Genomic DNA, 21,895 nt, shown 5'->3' on the forward strand with positions numbered 1-21,895 from the left:
GAGGTCTCACTGATTGGCTGCGGCGGCCAGCGCTGCTGGCTTGGCGGTCTGGTCTTCGAATTCGGCGCTGGCCGGCGGAGCTTCGTCGAGCAGGTTGCGGACGAAATAATCGCGGAATTTGCGCCAGAAGAAGGGCTGGGCAACGCGGTGCGTGGTGTTGGGCAGCACTGCCATGTCGAAACTACGATGCGCCTGGATCAGCGCGGCGCCGAGGCGGAAGCTTTCGGTGATCGGCACGTTATCGTCGATATCGCCATGGATCAGCAGCAACTTGCCCCGCAAATTGGCCGCGACGGAGATGTTCGAATTGCGATCCCACACGGCGGGGTCCGGATTGCCCATCGTCACTTCGGGCCACCATGCCTTGTCGAGCCGCAAGTCGTGATTGCCGGATGACGCGACCGCGACCTTGAAGAAATTCGGGCGGCGCAGGATGAAGCGCGCCGCGTCATAGCCGCCGGCCGATCCGCCATAGACGCCGGCCCGGCTGATATCGATATAGGAGTAGCGCGCCGCCATTTGCCGGATCATCGCGATATGATCGTCCAGACCGACTTCGCCGAGATTCCGGTAGGCGGGCAGGCGGAAGGCCTGGCCGCGCTGCGACGTGCCGGTCGCGTCGATCACCACGACGATCGCACCGATCTGCGCTACGCTGGCCGGACCATTCGTCAGCGCGTCGCCAAAGGCGCTGGGGACGACGTGCATCGTCGGGCCGGTGTAGACATTATCGATCACCGGATAGCGTCGGGTCGGGTCGAAGTTCGCCGGGCGATAGATCATCGCATAGAGTGGTGTCTTGCCGTCCGCCGCGAGGCCCTTGAACGGCTCGGGCATGGTGAACCCGCTCGCGATCAGCGCCGAGGCGTCGGCATGGCCGAGCTCGTACACGATATGCCCGTCGCTGGTGTCGCGTACCACGGTGCGCGTCGGCACTGTCGGGCTCGACATCGCGTCGATCGCGAAGCGGCCGTCCTCTGACACGTGCACATCGTGTTCGAGCGGTTCGGGCGTCAGCAGGATCGGCCGCGTGCCATCGAGGTTCACGCGGTACAGCGCGTGATAATAGGGATTGCGATCGGCTTCGCGGCCGACCCCGGTGAGCAGTATCGAGCGGTGTTCGGCATCGACATGCTCGATCGCCGTCACTTCCCAATTGCCCCGGGTCAGCGGCAGGCCGCCATTGGGATCGTCGGGCCGCACCAGATAGAGCTGCGCCCAACCCGAGCGCTCCGACACGTCGAGTTCGCCGCCGAGTTCGGGGGCGGGCTGCAGGAAGCTCGAGGTTACCGTGACGATCGGCTTCGTCGCCTCCCGCGCGGTGACGGTCGAGGCGCCGGTGACAGGGTCGGAAGAATAGACGACGAGCTGGCCATAGCCGCGCTCGATCCACATCGAGCGCACCTTGCCCGCCGACCAACCCATGTCGGGGTCGGCCGGGTAGAGCAAGGATTCGCTCGGTACCTGCAGCGGCACAATCTTCGCCCTGCGATGCTTGAGCGCAGCCTCGACGTCGATCACGAGGCGGCTCGCCTGCGGCAGCTTCGATGCGCCCGCGAGCGGATAGACGTACGAGAAACTGCGCGGATAGAAGGCGTCCGGCGGAGTCTCCTGCGTCATGGTCAGCCGCTGAACCCCGGTCGTGTCGAGCCGCCAGGTGAGGATGCGCTTGCTGTCGGGCGACCAGCGGATCGACACCGGGAGCACAGGGTCTTCGGTACCCTGTTTGAGGATATCCGACAGCTCCGCGATGCCGCGGCCATAGGGCCTGTCGCGCGTGCCGTCGGTGGTTAGCGCGACCTTGCGGCCGGTCTTCAGGTCGATCGCCACGAGGTTATGGTTCTCGGCGACGATGCGGAAGCGACCATCGGGTGAAGTGGCGTCGTCGCCCTTGGGCGAACCTTTCGCCGCTTGGGCCAGAGTGCCGTCGCTCTTGAGCATCCAGCGCTTGTCGAACGCGCCGAAGCTCAGCGTGCCGGCCGCGACGTCATATTCGGGGTCTTCGAGGTGGAGCTCGGCCGGGACGACCGGCTTGCCGGCCGCGCTGGACAGGAGGCCGGCCAACGCCGCCTCGGCAATGACAGGGCGCGCCTGCCGCGTCGCCAAGTCGAGAAAGAGGATCTCGCGCTTGTCGGCGGCGCCGCGCCGGAAGAGGATGCCATTACCATTGTCGATGAAGCTGGCGTCGAGATTCTGGTCGACGATCAGCGCACGCATCCCGGCACCGAGATAGCGGTCGGCAAGCTTGTAGCGCTGTTCGACGGTGGGCGCGGTACCGGTCGGGCCGGCCAACGCCGCAGCGGGAATCATTGCGCAGGCCACGCCCAGCAGGAGTGCCGCGCGGGCTCTTCCGGGGGCGGTCTGATGAACGGGCGGCATGACACGAGACGGCACGGCAATCCCCCTTTCGCCAATGTCTACAGCAGGCGGCCCTTCGCGCGTCAACAAATATTATACAGTATATGATCATCCCATGATCCATAACGCAGCCATGCCCGAGGAGCGGGCTGCCTTATGGGCGCACAACATCACGCGTGGAGGCATGCCAAATCAAAAATGACATCTTTCCAGCGCTTTGGTGCGGTCCGCGATAATTGCGTCTGCCCCCCTCTGCAGGACTCGATGTATGGATCCTTGCGCCAGCATATGCCGCGTTCGGCGATTGACCTCGCTGAGCAGACACAGTAATCGTATACAGTATTCTACGGGGAATGGCATATGCAGAGCACGCGTCGCGAATTGATGGCCGGAGCGGCGGCGCTGGCCGCGCTGGCGGGGCCGTCTGCCGGTCTTGCCGCGATCGCGCGGGGAGCAGGATTGCCGCGCAACGCCAAGCCCCTGCCGCTCTCGGCGGTGCGCTTGCGGCCATCCGATTATGCGACCGCCGTCGAGGTCAACCGCACCTATTTGCTGCGGCTGAGCGCGGACCGGCTGCTGCACAATTTCCGCGCCTATGCCGGGCTCGCGCCCAAGGGTGAAATCTATGGCGGGTGGGAAAGCGACACGATCGCCGGCCACACTCTCGGCCATTACATGTCGGCGCTGGTTCTGATCCACGAGCAGACCGGCGATACGCAGGCGAAGGTCCGCGCCGACTATATCGTCGACGAGTTGGCGGCGGCGCAGGCGGCGCGCGGCAACGGCTATATCGGCGCGATGCAGCGCAAGCGGAAGGACGGCACGGTCGTCGACGCGATCGAGATCTTCCCCGAACTCATCAAGGGTGAAATCCGTTCGGGAGGGTTCGACCTCAACGGCGCCTGGTCGCCCTTCTATACCGTCCACAAACTCTTCGCGGGCCTGCTCGACATTCATGCCAGCTGGGGAAATGCTAAGGCGCTGTCGGTCGCAGTCGCGTTTGCGGGCTATTTCGAGCCGGTCTTCGCGGCGCTCAGCGACGCGCAGATGCAGGAAATGCTCGGCACCGAATATGGCGGGCTCAACGAAAGTTTCGCCGAGTTGTCGGTGCGCACGGGGGACCGCAAGTGGCTGGCGATCGCCGAGCGCTTGTACGATCGCAAGGTGCTCGATCCGCTTGCTGCCCAACAGGACAAGCTCGCCAATTTCCACGCCAACACGCAGGTGCCCAAGCTGATCGGACTGGCGCGAATCCACGAACTGACCGGCGAGCCCGCCAAGGCGACCGCAGCGCGCTTCTTCTGGCAGACAGTGACGCAGCATTACAGCTACGTCATCGGCGGCAATGCCGATCGGGAATATTTTTCCGAGCCTGACACGCTCAGCCGCCATATCACCGAGCAGACCTGCGAGCATTGCAACACATACAATATGCTCAAGCTGACACGGCAGCTGTATAGCTGGCAACCCGACGGCGCGTTGTTCGACTATTATGAGCGCGCGCATCTCAACCATGTGATGGCGGCGCAGAATCCCAAGACCGCGGGCTTCACCTATATGACGCCGCTGCTCACGGGTGCCGTCCGGGGTTATTCCACACCCGCCGACGATGCTTTTTGGTGCTGCGTCGGCACCGGCATGGAAAGTCACGCCAAGCACGGCGAGTCGATCTTCTGGGAAGGCGAGAGCGCGCTGCTGGTCAACCTCTACATCCCCGCCGACGCGACGTGGCGCGCGCGCGGCGCCGTGCTGACGCTCGACACACGATATCCCTTCGAACCGACCTCGACGCTGACCTTGGGCAAGCTCGCCAGGCCCGGCCGGTTCGCGATCGCGCTGCGCGTGCCGGGCTGGGCGGCGGGCAAGGCGGCGGTGACCGTCAATGGCCGGCCGGTACGCCCCAGCTTCGCCGGTGGTTATGCGATCGTTCAGCGCAGATGGAAGGCGGGGGACGCGGTCGCGATCACGCTGCCGCTCGACCTCCGTATCGAGGCGACGCCAGGTGACGGGAAAACGATCGCAATTCTGCGTGGGCCGATGGTGCTGGCGGCCGACCTCGGCACGACCGAAGGCGACTGGGCCGGCCCCGATCCGGCACTCGTCGGCGCCGACGTGCTCGGCGGTTTTCGCGCTGGCGCGATCCCGGCGATCTACACCACCAGTGGCGTGGTGCGGCCTGGCGATCTGACCTTCGTCCCATTCTACAAGCAATATGAGCGGCGCAGCGCGGTCTATTTCAAGCACTTCTCGGAAGGCGAGTGGAAGACCGAGGAAGCGGCCTATGTCGCTGAACAGGCGCGGCTCAAGGATATCGCGGCGCGCTCGGTCGACGTCGTCCATCTCGGCGAGATGCAGCCCGAGCACGATCATGGCCTGACGTCCGACCAATCATGGCCGGTCAGCTATCGCAATCGCAATGGGCGCGATGCGCGCGCCGGCGGCTTCTTCGAGTTCACGATGAAGGCCAAGCCCGGCCCGCTCGTTCTGCAAGCAACCTATTGGGGCGAGGAGCGCGGGCGGGACTTCGACATCCTGGTCGACAATGTGAAGGTCGCGACGCAGCATCTTGGCGCCGACGCGCCCGGCAAGTTCGTGGACATCGAATATCCGCTGCCACTCGCGCTGACAGACAAGAAGACGCAGCTCAAGGTACGCTTCGTGCCGCACGAGCGCAGCACGGCGGGTCCGGTGTTCGGGGTGGTGCTGTTCACGGCCAGGCCCGGCGCCACCAAGTGATCGACGCCGAAACGTCGCCTACCGTCGTGATGACGCTTGCGGAGGTCCGCGCGCTCGCGCGTAGCGTGTTGCTGCGCGTCGGGCTGTCGAGCGACCATGCCGATGCGGTCGCCGAGACGATGATGGCGGGCGAGCGCGATGGCTGCGCCTCGCACGGGCTGTACCGCCTGCTGGTTGCCGCCAGGAGCGTGCGCGCGGGAACGGTGGTGGCGGACGCGACGCCGGTGCTGTCCGAACCGGCGCGCGCGCTCGTGCGAGTCCAGGGCGGTGGCGGCTTCGCGCAACTGGCGTTCGAGACCGGCCGGGCCGTGCTGGCCGATAAGGCGCGCCGCCACGGCATCGCCGCGCTGGCGCTCAACAATGTGGTGCATTTCGCAGCGCTCTGGCCTGAGGTCGAGTGGCTGGCGGGAGAAGGGCTGGTGGCGCTCGCCTTCACGCCGAGCCATGCCTGGGTCGCACCTGCCGGCGGCACGCGGCCGGTGTTCGGAACCAATCCGATCGCGTTCGGATGGCCGCGGCCGGGCCGCGAACCGTTCGTGTTCGATTTCGCGACCAGTGCGGTCGCGCGGGGCGAGATAGAATTGCACCGCCGTGCCGGCAAACCCGTGCCCGACGATTGGGGTTATGACGCGGACGGGCAAGCGACGACCGACGCCAAGGCGGTGCTCGACGGCGCGATGCGCACCTTCGGCGGACACAAGGGCTCGGCACTGGCGGCGATGGTCGAATTGATCGCGGGGCCGTTGATCGGCGACCTGACCAGCGCTCAGTCGCTCGCCGCCGACGGCGGCGCGGGTGGGTCGCCACTCGGCGGCGAACTGATCGTGGCAATCGACCCGGCCGGCTTCCTCGGCGACCAGGTCGAAGCGCATCTCGCCCGCGCGGAGAGCCTCTTTGCCGCGGTCGAGGGACAGGGCGCGCGCTTGCCCTCGCAGCGCCGTTATGCAGCGCGCGCTGAGAGCAAGGTCCACGGCGTGCATATTCCGGCGCAGTTGCTCGCCGATATCGACGCCTTGGTGGCAGGAGCATGACGATGCGGTACGGTTGGCTGACTCTGGCGCTGGTGCTGGGCACTTCACCGGCCGCCACCGGTGCGGCGGAACAGAAGGTCGCGAGGCGCGCGATCTCGGCCGACGACCGGCTCAAGGCGATCTACACCGCCGAATATGCGTGGCGGCAGAAGATGCAGGGTCCCGACGAGAACAGCCCAGCGGACACACGGGCCCGTCTGCCCGATGTCGGACCGCAGGCGCAGGCGGCGAAGCTCGCGCGCTGGACCGACACCGAGCGGCAACTCGCCACCATCCGTATCGCCGACCTCTCCGCCACGGCGAAGGTCGATTATGCAGTCTACAAAGGACAGATCGACGCGTTGCTCGCCGCGCAGATCTATCGCGAGTATGAGAAGCCGCTCAACTCGGACACCAGCTTCTGGGGCGATGTCGCGGAGTCGGCGCGCGGGCGCTTTCATGACGAGGGCGACTATCGCAGCTACATCGCGATGCTGCGCGCCTTGCCGCATTATTTCGACCAACAGATCGGCAATATGCGCGCGGGATTGCAGCGCGGCTTCACGCCTCCGAAAGTAACGCTGCAGGGACGCGACATCGGCGTGGCACAAGTCGCCGAGGCCAGGTCGCTCGCCGACAACCCGCTCTACGCACCCTTTGCGAGCTTCCCCGCGACGATCCCCGCCGCGACACAAGCCGCGCTGCGCCGCGATGGAGAAGCAGCGCTCGCGGAGGCCGCGGTGCCGGCGCATGCCAAGCTGCTCGCTTTCCTGCGCACGGAATACATCCCCGGCGCGCGCACGACGCTCGCTGCCTATGACCTTCCCGACGGCAAAGCCTATTATCAGTCGAAGATCCGCGAATTCGTCACGCTCGACATGCCGCCGGAAGCGATCCACGCGATCGGAGTCGCCGAAGTCGCCAAAATCCATGGGCAGATGCTCGATGTGCTGCATCAGGTGAAGTTCGACGGCGACCTGCCGGCCTTCCTGCACTTCCTGCGCACCGACCCGCGCTTCTATCCCAAGACGCCGCAGGATCTGCTCAACCGCGCGGCGTGGATCGCCAAGACCTTCGACGGCAAGGCGAGCGACTGGTTCGGCCGCCTGCCGCGCAGCCGCTTCGCGATCAAGCCGGTGCCGGCGGATCTGGCACCTTTCTATACCGGCGGGCGCGGTGGCCCGGGCATCTACCTGGTCAATACCTGGAACCTGCCGTCGCGGCCTTATTACCAGATGGTTGCGCTGACGCTGCACGAATCCGCTCCCGGCCACGCCATGCAGATGCCGCTCGCCGCCGAGAATAGCGGTCTGCCGCAGTTTCGCCGCGACGCGTATCTTTCGGCCTATGGCGAAGGCTGGGCGCTGTATTGCGAGAAGCTTGGCGACGACATGGGGATGTATGACGATCCCTATGACCGCTTCGGGATGCTGAGCTATCAAATGTGGCGCGCCGCTCGATTGGTGGTCGATACCGGCATTCACACCCAGGGCTGGAGCCGCGAGCGCGCGCAGCAGTTCCTCCACGACAATACGGCCTTGTCGGATCACGAGATCGAAACCGAAGTCGATCGCTATATCGCGTGGCCGGGCCAGGCGCTGAGCTATTACATGGGCGAACTCGCGTTCCAGAAGGCGCGCGCGCGGGCCGAAAAGGCGCTGGGCGCCAGGTTCAATGTGCGGGCATGGCATGACGCCATGCTCCAGCTCGGCTCGGTGCCGTTGCCGGTGCTAGACGCGCGCACCGACCAACTGATCAAGGATGGCGGCAAGGGCCCCTATCCCGACGAGGAATGACGTGAAGCGCCCTTCCCTTCTCATCGCGCTGCTGGCGGCGGCCCCGCTCACTGCGCAAACCATGCCGCGCGCGGAAAAAATCCACAGCAGCGGCAATCCGATCCTCGCTGACGGGCGCTATTATTCTACCGATCCGGCGCCCGTGGTGATCGGCGACAGGCTGTGGATTCTCGCCGGGCGCGACGAGGCCCCACCGGGCGTCAACGACTTCATCATGAACGAGTGGCAATTGCTCGCGACCAGCGATCCCGCAACCGGCGACTGGACGCACTATCCCGCGATCGCGCGACCCGAAACACTGTTCAAATGGGCCGAGCCGGGTCGTGCCTATGCCGGACAGATCGTCCCCGGCCGCGACGGGAAATTCTATCTGTACGCGCCGGTGCTCGAGGCGAAGAGCGATGCGCCCGACCGTTTCGCGATCGGCGTCGCGGTCGCCGACAATCCGGTCGGGCCATGGCGCGATGCCCATCCTTTAGGACCGATCATCTCGCAGCGGACACCCGAGCGCAACACGATCCAGAACATCGATCCGACGGTGATGGTCGATGATGACGGAACGCCGTTCATCTATTGGGGCACCTTCGGCCAGCTGCGCGGGATGGCGCTCGACCGCGACATGATCACGGCGAGGGGACCTGAGGTACGGGTCGAAGGACTTCGCGGCTTCTTCGAGGCGCCATGGCTGATGAAGCGCAAGGGCGTCTATTACATGCTCTACGCCGGCAATAACGCCGGACCCGACAGCGATTGCACGCCGGCGGTGTATCATGCGTGCATCGCTTACGGCACGGCACCGTCTCCGCTTGGCCCCTGGACCTATCGCGGCGTGATCCTCAAGCCGGTATCGTCGACGACGTCGCATTCGGGGGCGGTCGAGTTCAAGGGCAAATGGTATCTCGCCTATCACACCGCCGATGCCGTTGGCGGCGGGCATTTCCGGCGCAGCGTGGCGCTCGACCGGATCGCATGGGACGATAGCGTCACGCCGGCGTTGATCCGCCCGGTCGTGCCGACGCGGCTGCCCCAGCCCGCGCCACGCGCCACGCGCAACATCGCCGGGTCGGCAACCGCCTTTGCCTCGAACATGCCCGTGCCGGTGCAATATTGGATCAACGCGATCAACGACGGCATTCGCCGCGACTCGCCGTTGCCACCCGACATGTGGGGCACGTGGGTGCCCGACGCCATTCCCGCGCATCCATGGATCGAATATCGGTGGAACAAGCCGGTCACGGTCAACGGGTCGCGTCTCTGGTTCTGGGGCGATCATCCGGCCGGCGCGGGCGAAGGCGTCGCGCCGCCGAAGAGCTGGCGGATCGACTATTGGGACAGCGGATGGAAGCCGGTGCCGCGTGCGAGCGGCTATGGCACTGCGGGCGCGGCCGCGCAGGAAACGCGCTTCGCCGCCGTCACCACGCGCTGCCTGCGCGCAACCTTCGACGCGTCGCAGGCGGCTGGCGCCACCGCCGGTGTCGCGGTGACCGAGTGGGAAGTGCTCGCGCCCAAGCCGGTGCCGCCGGTCGCGGCCGGCGCGCATCGGCCAGAGCCCTGCGGCAAGTGAGCCGCCGGCAACGGCGATATGCGACCGCGGCTTCGATCGCGGGGCAAGTTTCGCGCCGCCACGATCCGATCAGGTGGCGAAAGGGCGGTCGAGCGACGGCTGTGGTTCGGTGAACCATGCCGCGCCCGTGTCGGTCACGTGGAAATGGTCCTCGAGCCGAATGCCGAAGCGGTCGGGCACGACGATCATCGGCTCGTTCGAAAAGCACATGCCCGGCGCGAGCGGCGTGCGGTCGCCGCGCACCAGATATGCCGGCTCGTGGATCGCGAGACCGATGCCGTGGCCCGTGCGATGCGGCAGTCCGGGCAGCTGGTAGTCGGGGCCAAGCCCGGCGCGCTCGAGCACGGCTCGTGCCGCCGCGTCGACATCTTCGCAGGGCACGCCGGGCCGCACCGCGGCGAAGGCGGCGGCCTGCGCTTCCTTTTCCAGCGTCCATAATGTCCGGACATCGTCGTCGACTCGGCCGAAGGCGTAGGTGCGGGTGATGTCGCTGTGATAGCCGTCGACGGTACAACCGGTATCAATCAGGACGAGGCTGTTCTCCTCGAGCTTTTGGTCGCCAGGCAGCCCGTGCGGGAAGGCAGTGGCCTGGCCGAACTGAACCGCGCAGAAGGTCGATCCGGCCGCGCCGAGCGCGCGGTGCGCGGCGTCAATGAAGCGAATCACTGCGCTCGCTGCGATACCGGGCGCGAGAATGCGCGCCGCGCGGCGTTGCACCTCGAGCGTGATCGTCTTGGCGTGCTGCATCAGCGCCAGTTCGGCGCCGGATTTGACCATGCGGCACCCGTCGATCGCGGCGCTCCCGTCGATCAGTCTGCATCCGCGCGCACGCAAATTTTCGCCGTAGTGGAATGGCAGGAGCGGATCGACCGCAAGCGTCGCTCCGGCCGGCATCATATCGGCGAGGAGGCCCGACGGGTCGATGTCCTCTTCCCATAAGGCCACCTCCGCCGGAATTTCCAGGACCGCCTCTAGCGAGCCACGTTCGAACGCCGGACAGATCAGGCGAGGCTCGCCAACCACTGGCAGCAACAAGGCGACCAGCCGCTCGGTCGGGCTCCACGGGACGCCGGCGAAATAGCGCAGGCTGGGGCCGGCATTCACAAGCAAGGCGGTGGCGCCGATAGCGTCGGTCAGCGCGCGGGCGCGGTTCAGGCGGGCGCCGCGCTCGTCGCGTCCGATCGGCGGTGGCGGCGCCGGCCATGGAGGAAGGGTCGCCAGTTCGTCCGTCGCGTTTGATCCACCAATCATCGTTTGCCTCCCTTACCGCCGAACCGCTCGAGATCGAATGGGGCCATGTCGATGCCCTCCGGCGTCTCGTCGACCATCGCCGCGATGATCTCCGCCGTAATGGGCGCGAGGGTCAATCCGAGATGCTGATGGCCAAAGGCATAGAAGAGATTGTCGGCACGGCGCGAGCGACCGATTGCCGGGAGATAGTCCGGCAAGGTCGGCCGCGAACCCATCCAGCGAGTGAACGGCTCGTCGATCGCCAGCCCAAGTTCCCTGACATGCCGTTCGAGGCGCTCCCATTTGCGCGGATCGGGCGGGGCGTCGGTGGCGTGGATCTCGACGAAGCTCGCCGCCTGGACCTGGTCGGCGAAGCGCGTGACGATCATCGAGCGGTCTTCGAACACGATCGGCGGTAGATCGGACGGCCAGCGCCTGGCCGTCCCGCGGATATGATAGCCGCGCTCGGCGACGATCGGCGCGCGGTGGCCGATCGCCTCGACCAAGGGGCCGGAACGGACACCGGCGGTGACGAGCACCCGGTCGCTTTCGAGGCCGGGAACCACGGCCCGGCCGTCTTCCAGCACCAAGCCCGCATGCTGCGGGAGGATCGTGCCGCCTGCCGCGCGGAAGGCATCGCTCAGCGCGGTGGCGAGCGCGTCCAGATCGGTGATCTGGGCAGTGCCGGAGAAACAGATGGCGCCGGCGACCGGTGCCGTCGTGACCTTCGCCAATTCTGCTCGCTGTTCCGCAGTCGCCTCGGCGAAGCGCGCCGTCCCGGTGTCGGCGGCGGCCCAGGCCGCGCGCCCGGCCGCCGCTGTGGCGGCGCTTTCCCACATCACGCAATGTCCGGCGTCGCTGAGCAGGCCCGGGGCGCCGATTGCCGCGACCAGTCGCTGCCAGGCGGGCAGGGCCTCGGCGAGCAGCGTGCCGAGCGCGCGCCTACCCTTCTCGAAACGCGCCGGCCGCGAGGCAGCGATCATACGCAGCGCGAACGGCAGCCAGGTCGCGATACCGGCAAGCGGCAGATCGAGCGCGCCGCCCCGCACGAACAACCGACCCGCCGCCGAACGCAACGTCGCGACCGACGCGAGCGGAGCGACCTGCTCTGTCGCGATGTGTCCCGCATTGCCCCATGATGCTGCATCGCGGCGGACGGATTGCTCCAGCAGCGTGACCGCGTGCCCGGACCTGGCCAAATGCAGGGCACAACAGAGTCCGACAACGCCGCCGCCAATGACCGTAATCTTCAAACCGATTATCCCCTATTGCTCCGCAGCAATTCATTTCGTATACCGTATTCCAGATGAAACAGAAGGACGGATTTCTCAAGATGGCAATCGGTTGGAAGGGTGTTTTTCCGGCAGTCACGACGCAGTTGCGCGCCGATCTGTCGATCGACCTGGACGACACGCAGCGTGTTGTCGACAACCTGATTCGCGACGGGGTGACCGGTATCATCGCGCTCGGCACGGTCGGCGAAAACAACTCGCTCATGTATGACGAAAAGGTGTCCGTCCTGACCGCGATTGTCGAAGTCGTGGCGGGGCGTGTGCCGGTGCTCACCGGCGTTTCGGAATATGATACGCGCCGCGCGGTGCGCTATTCGCAGGCAGCCGAAAAGGTGGGCGCCGACGGCCTGATGCTGCTGCCGCCAATGGTCTACGTGCCGGACAGCCACGAGCTCGTCGCCTATTTCAAGGGTGTCGCCAGCAATACCGCGCTGCCGATCATGCTCTATAACAATCCGCCGGCCTATCGTACGGTGATCGACAAAGGGGTGTTGGCCGAGTTGATCGACGTACCCAACATCGTCTGCATCAAGGAATCGGCGCCCGACACGCGCCGGTTCACCGATTTCCGCAACGATTTCGGCGATCGTTTCGTGCTGTTCGCCGGGCTCGACGATGTGGCGCTCGAAGGACTCTACCTTGGTGCGCAGGGCTGGGTGTCGGGCCTGACCAACGCCTTCCCCAAGGAATCGGTCGGATTGGTGCAGGCGTTCGAGCGCGGCGATCACGTCAAGGCGCTGGAGATCTATCGCTGGTTCATGCCTTTGCTGCATCTCGATGCCGAGCATGATCTCGTGCAGTCGATCAAGCTTGCCGAGGAAGTGATGGGCCGGGGTTCGGAGCGCGTGCTTCCGCCGCGTTTGCCGCTGATCGGGGAGCGTCGGGCCGAAGTGATCGCGATGGTCGAAAAGGCCGCGGCGACGCGGCCGACGATTGAACTGGCCAAGGCTGCCTGAGGCAAAGCGGGCGTGCGCCATACCTTCTTCTGCATAGACGGCCACACCGCCGGCAACCCGGTCCGCCTGGTCGCGGGCGGGGCGCCACTGCTCAAGGGCGACAGCATGTCCGCTCGGCGGCAGGACTTTCTTGAGCGGTTCGACTGGATCCGCACGGGTTTGTGCTTCGAACCGCGCGGGCACGACATGATGTCGGGAGGCTTCCTATATCCGCCGACCACGGCCGATGCAGATATCGGCATCCTGTTCATCGAGACCTCGGGGTGCCTGCCGATGTGTGGGCACGGCACGATCGGCATGGTGACCTTCGGGCTCGAGCATGGGCTGATCCAGCCTGCGATCCCGGGGCAATTGCGCATCGAAGTGCCCGCCGGCGCGATTGACGTGCGCTATACGGCCGAAGGCGATAAGGTAACGGCGGTGAAGATCACCAACGTGCCGGCCTATGTCGCCCGCCGCGGCCTCGCGGTCGATATCGACGGAATCGGGCCGCTGACCATCGATGTCGCCTATGGCGGCAATTTCTACGCGATCATCGAGCCGCAAGGCGCCTATACGGGCCTCGATGCGCTCGGCGCGGCGCGGCTGGTGGAATTGAGCGGGCGGATTCGCGAAGCCATTCGCGCGCAATATGAGCCGGTCCACCCGCTCGACCCAACGATCCGCGGGGTGAGCCATATTTTGTGGGCGGATGCGCCGCTGGCGGACGGCGCCGACGGGCGCAACGCTGTATTCTATGGCGACAAGGCAATCGACCGCTCGCCCTGCGGGACCGGCACATCGGCGCGTCTGGCGCATCTCGCGGCGACGGGACGGCTGTCGGTGGGCGATCGCTTCGTACACGAAAGCTATATTGGCAGCCGTTTCATCGGCCGCGTCGAAGCCGAAACCATGGTGGGCGACGTGCCGGCGATCATTCCGTCGGTCGAAGGATCGGCAATTGCCACCGGGTTCAACACGATCTGGATTGATCGCGCAGATCACTTCTGGGAAGGCTTTCAGGTACAATGAGTAAGCCCGCCGTTTTCCGGAGGATCCCAGCATGAGCATCGTCGTCCGAACTTTATCGGAACGCGTTTTCGAGATCGTCCGCGAGCAGATCGTGACCGGTCAATTGCCGCATGATCTGCCCATTCGACAGGACGCGCTGGCCGCCGAACTTGGCGTCAGCAAGATACCGTTGCGCGAGGCGCTGGCGCGGCTCGAGCAGGAAGGGTTGCTCACCAGCCACGCAAATCGCGGCTATTTCGTGCAACCGATGTCGAGCGCGCAGGCCGAGGAAATCTTCGAGCTTCGTCTGGCGATCGAGCCGGTCGCGGCCGCGCGCGCGGCGCGCTATGCCACTGAAACCGATCGACGCGCGGCGATCGAAACATTCGAACGGCTCGATCGCGCGGCATCGGACAATCTTCCCGAAGTGGCGATGCGCAATCGCGACTTTCACACCGCGCTCGTTCGGCCCGGGGACCGTATCTTGACCACCCAGGTCGTCGAGCGGCTCACGATCCTCGCCGAGCGCTATGTCATCGCGCATCTCGCGCCAGCCGGCCGCGATCAGCGCGCTCATCTCGAGCATCGCGGCCTGCTCGATTCCTGGCTGGCGCGCGACGAGGCGGCCATTGTGTCATTGCTGAGCCAGCATATCGCCGCGACGCTCGATGATCTGAGATTGCAATTCGCGGCGTCCGCCGCGACCTGATTCACCCTTCCAGGAGAGGTCATGTTCGGACCACGTAAGTCGCTCGACAGCGTTACGAGTCACCCCGAGAACGCACGCCTCGCCAAGACCTTGAGTTGGCCGCACCTTGTCGCACTAGGCGTGGGCGCGATCGTCGGCACCGGAATCTATACCCTGGTCGGGGTCGGTGCCGAGCGCGCCGGGCCGGCGGTGATCCTCGCCTTCGTCATTTGTGGCCTTGTCTGCGGGTGCGCCGCACTTGCTTATGCCGAGCTGGCGACGATGATTCCCGCCGCCGGCAGCGCCTATACCTTCAGTTATGCGGCGCTTGGCGAAGGCATCGCCTGGGTGGTCGGCTGGAGCCTGATCCTGGAATATTCGCTCGCCTGCTCGACCGTTGCGGTCGGCTGGTCAGGCTATCTCGTCGGCTGGATCGAATCCGCCGGGGTGCATCTTCCGCATGTCTTGCTGGTGGGGCCGCACGGCGGGGGCATCGTCAACCTGCCCGCGGTCGCCGTCGCGCTGGCGGTGATGGGTATGCTCGTCGCCGGCACGCGCGAGAGCGCGACGCTCAACATCATTCTGGTGGTGATCAAGCTGGTCGCGTTGGGGATCTTCGTCGGCTTCGCCAGCCCCAATTTCCACGCCGCCAACCTGCATCCGTTCATGCCCTATGGTTTCGGCAGCGATGGCAAGCATGGTGTGATGGCGGCGGCGGCGATCGTGTTTTTCGCTTTCTATGGCTTCGACGCGGTGGCGACCTCCGCGGAAGAGACCAGAAATCCGGCACGCGACCTCAAAATCGGTATCATCGGGTCGATGCTGTTGTGCACGATCATTTACATGGCCGTCGCCATCGCCGCAGTCGGCGCCTTGCCCTTCACCGCGCTGGCTAACTCGCCCGAGCCGCTGGCGCTGGTCTTGCGCAATCTCGGCCAGCCGCTCGCGGCGCATCTGATCGCGCTGGCGGCGATCATCGCCCTGCCCTCGGTCATCCTGGTGATGATGTACGGGCAGAGCCGGGTGTTCTTCGTGATGGCGCGCGATGGCTTGCTGCCGCGCGGGCTGGCCAAGGTGTCGAAGCGCACTGGCGCGCCGACCCTGATCACCCTGCTGACCGGCGCGACGATCGCCGCCGTCGCGGGCATCTTCCGGCTCGACGAGATCGCGGAGCTCGCCAATGCCGGAACCCTGCTTGCCTTCATTTCCGTCGGTGCGTGCCTGATGGCGTTGCGGCGAACCGCGCCCGATGCGGAACGACTGTTTCGGAGCCCGGCGCCCTATGTCGTCGGCACGCTGACGATCCTCGGATGCCTGTATCTGATGGTCAGCCTGCCGCCGATGACGCTGTTGCGGTTCGTCGGCTGGAACGTCATCGGCCTGATAATCTACTTCGCCTATAGCCGCCGGCGTAGCGAGGTCACGCTGGGCACGGCACCGGCCGCAGCGCTTTAGATCATGCCCGCCGTCAAGATCCTGGCCGCGTTTGTCATCGCGTGTCTCGGACTGGTGCTCGCCGCGTCGCCGGCCGCCGCCCAGCCGCTCAGCTTCATCCCTGCGGACGGTCCCTATCACCTCGCCGTCGTCTTCCCCGATGCGCCCGCCAATCCCGGTATTCGGATGCTCGAACTGAACCGGACGGCCGACAAGCGAGTATCGGGCAAGCTTGTCTCCGACTGGTATGGCAACATGACGATGGACAACATCGTCGTGACCCCGACGCTGCTGACGTTCGACATACGCAACATCAACACGCCGGGGGTACCGATCCGCCACTGGACCGCGCGCGTCACGCCCCAGGGCATCGCGCTCGAGGGTGGCGTCTGGGATTCGAAGGTCGCGCTGGTCGGGCGGCGTGCCAGCGACGCGGAGGCCGCCGCCCTGACGTTCCACGAGACGGCGCTTCCGCCCCTGACGACATTAGCATCCGATGGTTTGGCGAAGACGCCGCCAATGGGGTGGAGCAGCTGGAACAGGTTCGCCGAAAAGATCGATGATGCGACGATCCGGGCGATCGCCGACGCGATGGTGACGACGGGCTTGCGCGACGCGGGCTATCTTTATGTCAATATCGATGACGGTTGGCAGGGCACGCGCGGGCCCGACGGTCAGATTCGCCCCAACGCCAAGTTCCCCGACATGAAGGCGCTGGCCGATTACGTGCACTCGCGTGGCCTGAAGCTCGGCCTCTATTCCTCACCGGGGCCGCGGACCTGTGCCGGTTACGAAGGCAGTTATGGCCATGTGCAGCAGGATGCCAGGACCTTTGCCGGCTGGGGCGTCGACTATCTCAAATATGATCTGTGCTCGGGCGAATGGTTTTATGCCGACGCCGACACAGTCCGACGCAGCTATGCCGAAATGGGCGCCGCGTTGCGCGCGACCGGGCGCCAGATCGTCTACTCGCTATGCGAATATGGTCGCTTCCGCGTCGGTACCTGGGGCCGCTCGGTCGGCGGGCATTTGTGGCGGACGACCGGCGACATCACTGACGATTATGCGACGATGGCCCGGATCGGGTTCGAGAAGAATGGCGATCCGACCGATGCCGGCCCAGGCGGGTGGAACGACCCCGACATGCTCGAGGTCGGCAATGGCGGCATGTCGGAGGACGAATACCGCACCCATATGACATTATGGGCGATGTCCGCCGCGCCGCTGATGATGGGACATGACGTCCGCACGACCAGCGAGTCCGCCAAGCGCCTGCTGGAAAATCGTGGCGTGATCGCGATCGATCAGGACCCGAAAGGGGTTCAGGGCAAGGCGGTGCGCAAGGACGGCGCCACGGAGATATGGCTCAAGCCTTTGGCGAGCGGTGGCTATGCAATTGCGCTGTTCAACCGTGGCGAGGCGCCCGCGACGATGACGGTGACGCCCGATCTTGTCGGGTTGTCGACGATCGGGGCGTTGCGCGATGTGTGGAACGGCGCGCCGGTCGACGCCAGGGTGACGCGCTTCACCGTCCCCGCGCATGGCGTGGTCCTGCTGGAGTCGGTCCCTAGAGGTCGGACAGGCACAGTAAAGCCGACCTGACGGTCGAGCGCTCCAGCCCACCCTCCACCGACGTCCATGCGAGGCTTTGCAACCCGCTGAAATCTTGGGCACTTCCGCTCCGTCGAGCCAGCGAAGGTTGCGCGCACCATGCGTAGCCGGACAGATTGGGGGCGTTTCGAACCAGAATGCCTCGGCCGTCAAAGCTGACTGGGGGACACATCCACGACGCGGAACACAGCCCCCGTCCCTGCATCGCGCACGAGATCGACACCCATACCATCCCAATGGTAATCGAGGTGTCGGCCTTGCACAGGATCTGAAGCGCAGTCAGGGTAGAATAAAGCGACACATTCTCCCCCTGCGTGCCGGACGCTGGGGTAGACGACGCCATCAGCTCCATCCGCTTTAAGCGCCATCGCCAGCCTTTGAGATGCCCTATAGCTGTCCGGATCGAGTGCCGGATCGGCCGGATTGGCGCTTCTCAGGTCATGCAAGTCTGCGCTGACCGAAAGGACGATCTCCCGGAACTGGGAGGTCCAGCCGGGCGCTTCCGCAGTCCGGGTCATGAACCGCGCATGGTGATGGATCGTTTCGAACAACGCCGTCTCGAAAGCGTTTCCGACATATAGCACGCCATAGCTGCCATCCGTGAAGCGGCTCGGCCGGTCCATGCTGGCGTGGGTGAACGGTGCCATCAAATAGGAGGCGCCGTTTCCGCCGACCCGGCGCTCGGTCGGAACCAGATCGAGGTTGCCGATCGTGGCCATGATGCGCGGGTTCGTTTTTTGCTCTGCAGAAATCAGCAAGGGCCAGTCGGCAGGGTCGGCGATGTCTTCGAACAGGTCGATCGGCGGAAAAGTGCTGCGGATGATCCTGACCGCGGCGGTCCACTCAATCCTGCTGACCGGGAGAGTCTCCCGTTCGCTCACCAGCCGCCGCGCTCGGCATCGAGATAGCGGCGCACACGCATGATGTCGGTAAGTTCGCCGCCGAGCATGACATCGAGTGCGCTCGATCCTGCAAAGGCTGTATTGCTTGCCTTGATCCAGGCATAACCCCGCTGGGCTTCGGAGAAGACGATCCGTAGCGCCTTGTGGATGCCCATCAAGTTGGAGAGGCGAGCCGCGCCATCGCGTGAGACCCGGCCCGGCCCTTCAGCTTTCCAGCGCCGATAGGAACGCACCGGCATATCGAGCAGCGTCGCGGCCTGCTCGTCGGTGAGCTCCCATTTCCCGAACAGGTTCAGTACCGCCCTGAACATCGCGGCAGCCTCGCTCTGGGTTATCGGATTCGGACGAAATGCCGGAGCAGCAGTATCAACGGGTTGCAAAGCCAGCATGGCGGTTCTCCATATGGCACCATATACGTAATTTAATGCCATTTGGCAATAACCGCCTCGTTTTCCGACATCGGTCGGGACCGATGAACGGATGACCGCTTTCCGGTTGCCCCAAAAGGCCATCCAATGGCTGTCGTGCCGCAGGCAACCGTCGATTTCGTCCACTTTCCCACCCCCTGCAGTTCATAGAGGGTGATCAGGGAGGTGCGGCACGTTGCTATGCATGCGCATCGGTCGTTTGGGGCGCAGCCGACCTAGGTTGGACTCGATCGTGTTGAGACGGAGATGCGCGACAATCGGAGTCCCAAGAGAAGCCGCCTGCGGCGCCATATGATGAAACAAGCTCGACTTCGGACTCCCAGAACTGGCGTGCTTGCGCGCGACGGAGGACAGATGATCCACGCCCCGATGTCCCTAGGCAAAAACCTGGTTCAGTCCGCATTTGCGCGGTGCGGCTACAGGATCGTAAGAGCCGATCCTGGCGCACGGTATCGGCCGACCTCCGCCGATGCGCGCAACGCCGCGAGCTTCCTCCGGGCAATCCTTCCGGTGGTGCAGCACAACGCGCTGACCGGAGAATGGCCGACACCGGCATTCCTAGAGCACTATTTCGACGCAAGCCGTCTGGCGATGGCGCGCCTGCTACTCGATCGATGCGATGCGGAAGGCGTCGACATTGCCGGCAAACGCGTTCTGGACATCGGGTGCCACGCGGGGTGCCTGTTGCATCTCATACGCGCAAGGTATCCGGACTGCTCCCTCTCCGGATGCGACGTCAGCGATGTGAAGCTGGCGATGGCCAAACGGGCCTGCCCTGATGCCGAACTGTTCTTCAGCGCGCTTTCGGACCTCCCGGAGTCATCAAGCTACGACGTGGTGTTTCTGATGGAAGTGCTGGAACACACGGTGGATCCTGAAACGGTCGTCAGGCGCTTGCTCGACATAGTGTCAGCCACCGGCACGCTCATCTTGACCGTTCCCGATGGGCGGGAGGACCACCTTCCCGCCAAGGAATATCATTCGGAATTCGAATCCTATGCGGGCCACATCAACTTCTGGAGCCTGGAAAGCTGGCGCTATTTCCTCGCCCGGATCGCTCCTGAACGGACGCTCCGCACGGGCCAATTGCCGACCGGACACTTGTTCGCCGCGTTGAGCATGTAGAACGCGATCCGGCAGACCTGTGCTGGAGCGGGCTCGCGAGAGAGCCCGCTCGGTCTTCGAACTCAACGGGCCGCGGCTGTGGCATCGCCACCTATTGGGGCGCCGGGCTCGGGCTCGCGCGTCGGAAGCCACCCTTGGGTTGCGGAACGCCGCTGACGGTGAAGGTGCCGCCGGGAACCAGCGTGATCACGTATTCGCCCTGGTCGTCGCAGGTCACCAGCCATACCGGCTGACCCTCATTACGTGGCTTTTCGGCGATCGAAACGATCTTCTTGCAGGTATAATTGGCGTCGTAGATCGCGCGGAACAGGGCGACGCGCTGCTGCACCGCATTGAGCGCGCGGAATTTGACCTCGACCGGATCGGGCGTTGCCGGAGCGGCCGGCGCCGCAGCGTTGCCGCCGGCACCCCCGCCGCCACAGCCGGCAAGCAGGATCGCAGGCACCAGCATCATCGCACCGATCTTCATCGCTCGTCTCCTTCTGCTACCGTGACAACGCGTGGGGCGCTCGTCGCGTGCCGCCCGTCTATCGCAAGTGTACCGCCGGCATAAGCGACGTCCTCGGTGACTTCCTCGGCGCACCAGGACGGCAGGGCGATCGCTGCCAACTCAGCATCGTCGTCCGCGGATATCTCCGCGAGCATCAGTCCGGCCAGCGCGCCCTCGAACACGTCGATCGCGAACCCGCCGCCGACGTCGTGCCGCCGTTTGACCAGCACCGCCGCCGGCAGCGCGGCCAGTGCGTCATATTCAGCCGCGTCAAGATAGATGTTGGTCATCGGCCGCGACGACAGGCCCGCGCCGGGATATTTCTTGCCGAGCTTGTGCACTACCGATCCGTCAGGCGCGGTCACGCGGCGTAACCGCAAGCCGGTGCCGGGCAAATAGCGATCCTCGACCAACCGCGCCGTCGCGGAATCGAGTGCGGGCGCCAGTTCCCGATCGACTAGGAAGCGCCGCTCACGTTCGATGATGCTGTACTTGGGCGCAGTCAAATGCCGTCCGCGACGACCTCTCGGCCCGCCGCCTCCAGTCGTGCCGTCAGATCGGCAATAGTGGTGTCGACCAATGCCTGATCCGGACTCCGCACCACGAAGTTGGCTCCTACCCGCCCATCGCGGAAAAACGGATAGCTGCCGATCGCGACCCCTTCATGCGCCTTTTCCGCCTCGCGCAAAATGTCGGCAACCTCGCTCTCGGGTACCCAGCACCCGATCGAGCGGCTGACCACCGGACGGCCGCCCTCGAGCTTGCCGGTCAGTCCGTCGAGCATCCCCGCGGTGATGTGCGGCACGCCCGCCATGACGAACAGATTGCCGATGCGGATGCCCGGCGCGCCCGACATCCGGTTCTCGATCAAATCGGCGCCCTCGGGCACGCGCGCCATCCGCTTGCGCGCCTCGGTCAGCCCGCCGCGGCTTTCGTAATAGCGCTCCAACGTGGCGACCGCCTTGGGATGATAGGTGACGCCCACCCCCAACGCCTCGGCGATCGCGTCGACGGTGATGTCGTCATGCGTCGGGCCGATCCCGCCGGTGGTGAAGAGATAATCGTTGCGCGCGCGCAGCTGGTTGACCGCCTCGACGATCGCTGCGGTGACGTCGCCGACGACGCGAACCTCGGCCAGCCTGATGCCCTGGACGTTGAGCCACGCGGCGATCTGCGCGACATTCTTGTCCTGGGTGCGCCCCGACAGGATCTCGTCGCCGATCACGACGAGCGCCGCGGTCCAGATCCTCTCATTCGCTTGGCCGGTCATGGGGTCAGCGATAGC

Annotated in this window: 18 protein-coding genes; 10 read left to right on the forward strand and 8 right to left on the reverse strand. The window is 65.3% G+C overall.

Going from position 1 to position 21,895, the window contains the following annotated elements:
• Positions 1 to 6: 6 nt before the first annotated feature.
• On the reverse strand, positions 7 to 2,310 hold the full coding sequence (locus AC1DRD_RS09025) for a S9 family peptidase (protein WP_478041126.1): 2,304 nt from the start codon (positions 2,308 to 2,310) through the stop codon (positions 7 to 9).
• Between the two features lie 408 nt (positions 2,311 to 2,718).
• Between AC1DRD_RS09025 and AC1DRD_RS09030 the strand changes: the two genes are divergently transcribed.
• Genes AC1DRD_RS09030 through AC1DRD_RS09045 form a run of 4 tightly spaced genes read left to right on the forward strand, consistent with a single transcriptional unit; the run spans position 2,719 to position 9,464 of the window.
• Complete coding sequence (locus AC1DRD_RS09030) at positions 2,719 to 5,094, forward strand: beta-L-arabinofuranosidase domain-containing protein (RefSeq protein ID WP_478041127.1); 2,376 nt, start codon at positions 2,719 to 2,721, stop codon at positions 5,092 to 5,094.
• A 29-nt stretch (positions 5,095 to 5,123) separates the two neighbouring features.
• Entirely contained in the window at positions 5,124 to 6,125 is a 1,002-nt protein-coding gene (locus tag AC1DRD_RS09035; protein WP_478041215.1) for an Ldh family oxidoreductase, read from the forward strand.
• A gap of 2 nt (positions 6,126 to 6,127) precedes the next feature.
• Complete coding sequence (locus AC1DRD_RS09040) at positions 6,128 to 7,900, forward strand: DUF885 domain-containing protein (protein ID WP_478041128.1); 1,773 nt, start codon at positions 6,128 to 6,130, stop codon at positions 7,898 to 7,900.
• Position 7,901: 1 nt separating this feature from the next.
• The gene (locus tag AC1DRD_RS09045; protein ID WP_478041129.1) at positions 7,902 to 9,464 is read left to right on the forward strand and encodes a family 43 glycosylhydrolase; all 1,563 of its coding nucleotides are present in this window, start codon (positions 7,902 to 7,904) and stop codon (positions 9,462 to 9,464) included.
• 69 nt (positions 9,465 to 9,533) lie between these two features.
• On the opposite strand, the gene AC1DRD_RS09050 is transcribed toward AC1DRD_RS09045, so the two are convergent.
• Together AC1DRD_RS09050 and AC1DRD_RS09055 are read right to left on the reverse strand one after the other, a co-directional pair.
• A complete protein-coding gene (locus AC1DRD_RS09050) occupies positions 9,534 to 10,715 on the reverse strand; it encodes a M24 family metallopeptidase (RefSeq protein WP_478031469.1) in 1,182 nt (393 codons plus the stop codon).
• Entirely contained in the window at positions 10,712 to 11,947 is a 1,236-nt protein-coding gene (locus AC1DRD_RS09055; RefSeq protein ID WP_478041130.1) for an NAD(P)/FAD-dependent oxidoreductase, read from the reverse strand. The genes AC1DRD_RS09050 and AC1DRD_RS09055 overlap by 4 nt, the downstream gene beginning before the upstream one ends.
• Positions 11,948 to 12,027: 80 nt before the next feature.
• On the opposite strand from AC1DRD_RS09055, the gene AC1DRD_RS09060 reads away from it, so the two are divergent.
• Genes AC1DRD_RS09060 through AC1DRD_RS09080 form a run of 5 tightly spaced genes read left to right on the forward strand, consistent with a single transcriptional unit; the run spans position 12,028 to position 17,656 of the window.
• Positions 12,028 to 12,942, forward strand: coding sequence for a dihydrodipicolinate synthase family protein (locus AC1DRD_RS09060; protein ID WP_478031466.1), 915 nt, complete (start codon positions 12,028 to 12,030; stop codon positions 12,940 to 12,942).
• A 12-nt stretch (positions 12,943 to 12,954) separates the two neighbouring features.
• Positions 12,955 to 13,953: a 4-hydroxyproline epimerase gene (locus tag AC1DRD_RS09065; RefSeq protein ID WP_478041131.1), complete on the forward strand. Its 999-nt coding sequence runs from the start codon at positions 12,955 to 12,957 to the stop codon at positions 13,951 to 13,953.
• 31 nt (positions 13,954 to 13,984) lie between these two features.
• On the forward strand, positions 13,985 to 14,641 hold the full coding sequence (locus tag AC1DRD_RS09070; RefSeq protein ID WP_478031464.1) for a GntR family transcriptional regulator: 657 nt from the start codon (positions 13,985 to 13,987) through the stop codon (positions 14,639 to 14,641).
• A 21-nt stretch (positions 14,642 to 14,662) separates the two neighbouring features.
• Positions 14,663 to 16,075, forward strand: a complete 1,413-nt coding sequence (locus AC1DRD_RS09075; RefSeq protein ID WP_478041132.1) for an amino acid permease — start codon at positions 14,663 to 14,665, stop codon at positions 16,073 to 16,075.
• Positions 16,076 to 16,078: 3 nt separating this feature from the next.
• Positions 16,079 to 17,656, forward strand: a complete 1,578-nt coding sequence (locus tag AC1DRD_RS09080) for a glycoside hydrolase family 27 protein (RefSeq protein ID WP_478041133.1) — start codon at positions 16,079 to 16,081, stop codon at positions 17,654 to 17,656.
• 158 nt (positions 17,657 to 17,814) lie between these two features.
• Here AC1DRD_RS09080 and AC1DRD_RS09085 read toward each other — a convergent pair whose 3' ends face one another.
• Complete coding sequence (locus tag AC1DRD_RS09085) at positions 17,815 to 18,546, reverse strand: RES family NAD+ phosphorylase (RefSeq protein ID WP_478041134.1); 732 nt, start codon at positions 18,544 to 18,546, stop codon at positions 17,815 to 17,817.
• Positions 18,543 to 18,956, reverse strand: a complete 414-nt coding sequence (locus AC1DRD_RS09090; protein ID WP_478031545.1) for an MbcA/ParS/Xre antitoxin family protein — start codon at positions 18,954 to 18,956, stop codon at positions 18,543 to 18,545. The genes AC1DRD_RS09085 and AC1DRD_RS09090 overlap by 4 nt, the downstream gene beginning before the upstream one ends.
• A 393-nt stretch (positions 18,957 to 19,349) precedes the next feature.
• Here AC1DRD_RS09090 and AC1DRD_RS09095 point away from each other — a divergent pair, with 393 nt between their 5' ends.
• Positions 19,350 to 20,120, forward strand: coding sequence for a class I SAM-dependent methyltransferase (locus tag AC1DRD_RS09095; RefSeq protein WP_478041135.1), 771 nt, complete (start codon positions 19,350 to 19,352; stop codon positions 20,118 to 20,120).
• Between the two features lie 91 nt (positions 20,121 to 20,211).
• On the opposite strand, the gene AC1DRD_RS09100 is transcribed toward AC1DRD_RS09095, so the two are convergent.
• From AC1DRD_RS09100 to AC1DRD_RS09110, 3 genes are read right to left on the reverse strand one after another with little or no spacing between them, the layout of a single operon-like run.
• On the reverse strand, positions 20,212 to 20,589 hold the full coding sequence (locus AC1DRD_RS09100) for a hypothetical protein (protein WP_478041136.1): 378 nt from the start codon (positions 20,587 to 20,589) through the stop codon (positions 20,212 to 20,214).
• Complete coding sequence (locus tag AC1DRD_RS09105; RefSeq protein WP_478041137.1) at positions 20,586 to 21,116, reverse strand: CYTH domain-containing protein; 531 nt, start codon at positions 21,114 to 21,116, stop codon at positions 20,586 to 20,588. Before AC1DRD_RS09105 ends, AC1DRD_RS09100 begins: the two co-directional genes overlap by 4 nt.
• Complete coding sequence (locus AC1DRD_RS09110; RefSeq protein ID WP_478041138.1) at positions 21,113 to 21,880, reverse strand: competence/damage-inducible protein A; 768 nt, start codon at positions 21,878 to 21,880, stop codon at positions 21,113 to 21,115. The genes AC1DRD_RS09105 and AC1DRD_RS09110 overlap by 4 nt, the downstream gene beginning before the upstream one ends.
• Positions 21,881 to 21,895 lie beyond the last annotated feature (15 nt).

It is taken from the genome of Sphingomonas sp. P4_G2 (genome assembly GCF_056401155.1).

What these genes read in the sequence shown, in the direction of transcription:
- AC1DRD_RS09025 (WP_478041126.1), bottom strand. Translation starts at nt 2,310, where the DNA reads ATGATTCCCGCTGCGGCGTTGGCCGGCCCGACCGGTACCGCGCCCACC.
- AC1DRD_RS09030 (WP_478041127.1), top strand. Translation starts at nt 2,719, where the DNA reads ATGCAGAGCACGCGTCGCGAATTGATGGCCGGAGCGGCGGCGCTGGCC.
- AC1DRD_RS09035 (WP_478041215.1), top strand. Translation starts at nt 5,124, where the DNA reads ATGACGCTTGCGGAGGTCCGCGCGCTCGCGCGTAGCGTGTTGCTGCGC.
- AC1DRD_RS09040 (WP_478041128.1), top strand. Translation starts at nt 6,128, where the DNA reads ATGCGGTACGGTTGGCTGACTCTGGCGCTGGTGCTGGGCACTTCACCG.
- AC1DRD_RS09050 (WP_478031469.1), bottom strand. Translation starts at nt 10,715, where the DNA reads ATGATTGGTGGATCAAACGCGACGGACGAACTGGCGACCCTTCCTCCA.
- AC1DRD_RS09060 (WP_478031466.1), top strand. Translation starts at nt 12,028, where the DNA reads ATGGCAATCGGTTGGAAGGGTGTTTTTCCGGCAGTCACGACGCAGTTG.
- AC1DRD_RS09070 (WP_478031464.1), top strand. Translation starts at nt 13,985, where the DNA reads ATGAGCATCGTCGTCCGAACTTTATCGGAACGCGTTTTCGAGATCGTC.
- AC1DRD_RS09075 (WP_478041132.1), top strand. Translation starts at nt 14,663, where the DNA reads ATGTTCGGACCACGTAAGTCGCTCGACAGCGTTACGAGTCACCCCGAG.
- AC1DRD_RS09080 (WP_478041133.1), top strand. Translation starts at nt 16,079, where the DNA reads ATGCCCGCCGTCAAGATCCTGGCCGCGTTTGTCATCGCGTGTCTCGGA.
- AC1DRD_RS09090 (WP_478031545.1), bottom strand. Translation starts at nt 18,956, where the DNA reads ATGCTGGCTTTGCAACCCGTTGATACTGCTGCTCCGGCATTTCGTCCG.
- AC1DRD_RS09095 (WP_478041135.1), top strand. Translation starts at nt 19,350, where the DNA reads ATGATCCACGCCCCGATGTCCCTAGGCAAAAACCTGGTTCAGTCCGCA.
- AC1DRD_RS09100 (WP_478041136.1), bottom strand. Translation starts at nt 20,589, where the DNA reads ATGAAGATCGGTGCGATGATGCTGGTGCCTGCGATCCTGCTTGCCGGC.
- AC1DRD_RS09110 (WP_478041138.1), bottom strand. Translation starts at nt 21,880, where the DNA reads ATGACCGGCCAAGCGAATGAGAGGATCTGGACCGCGGCGCTCGTCGTG.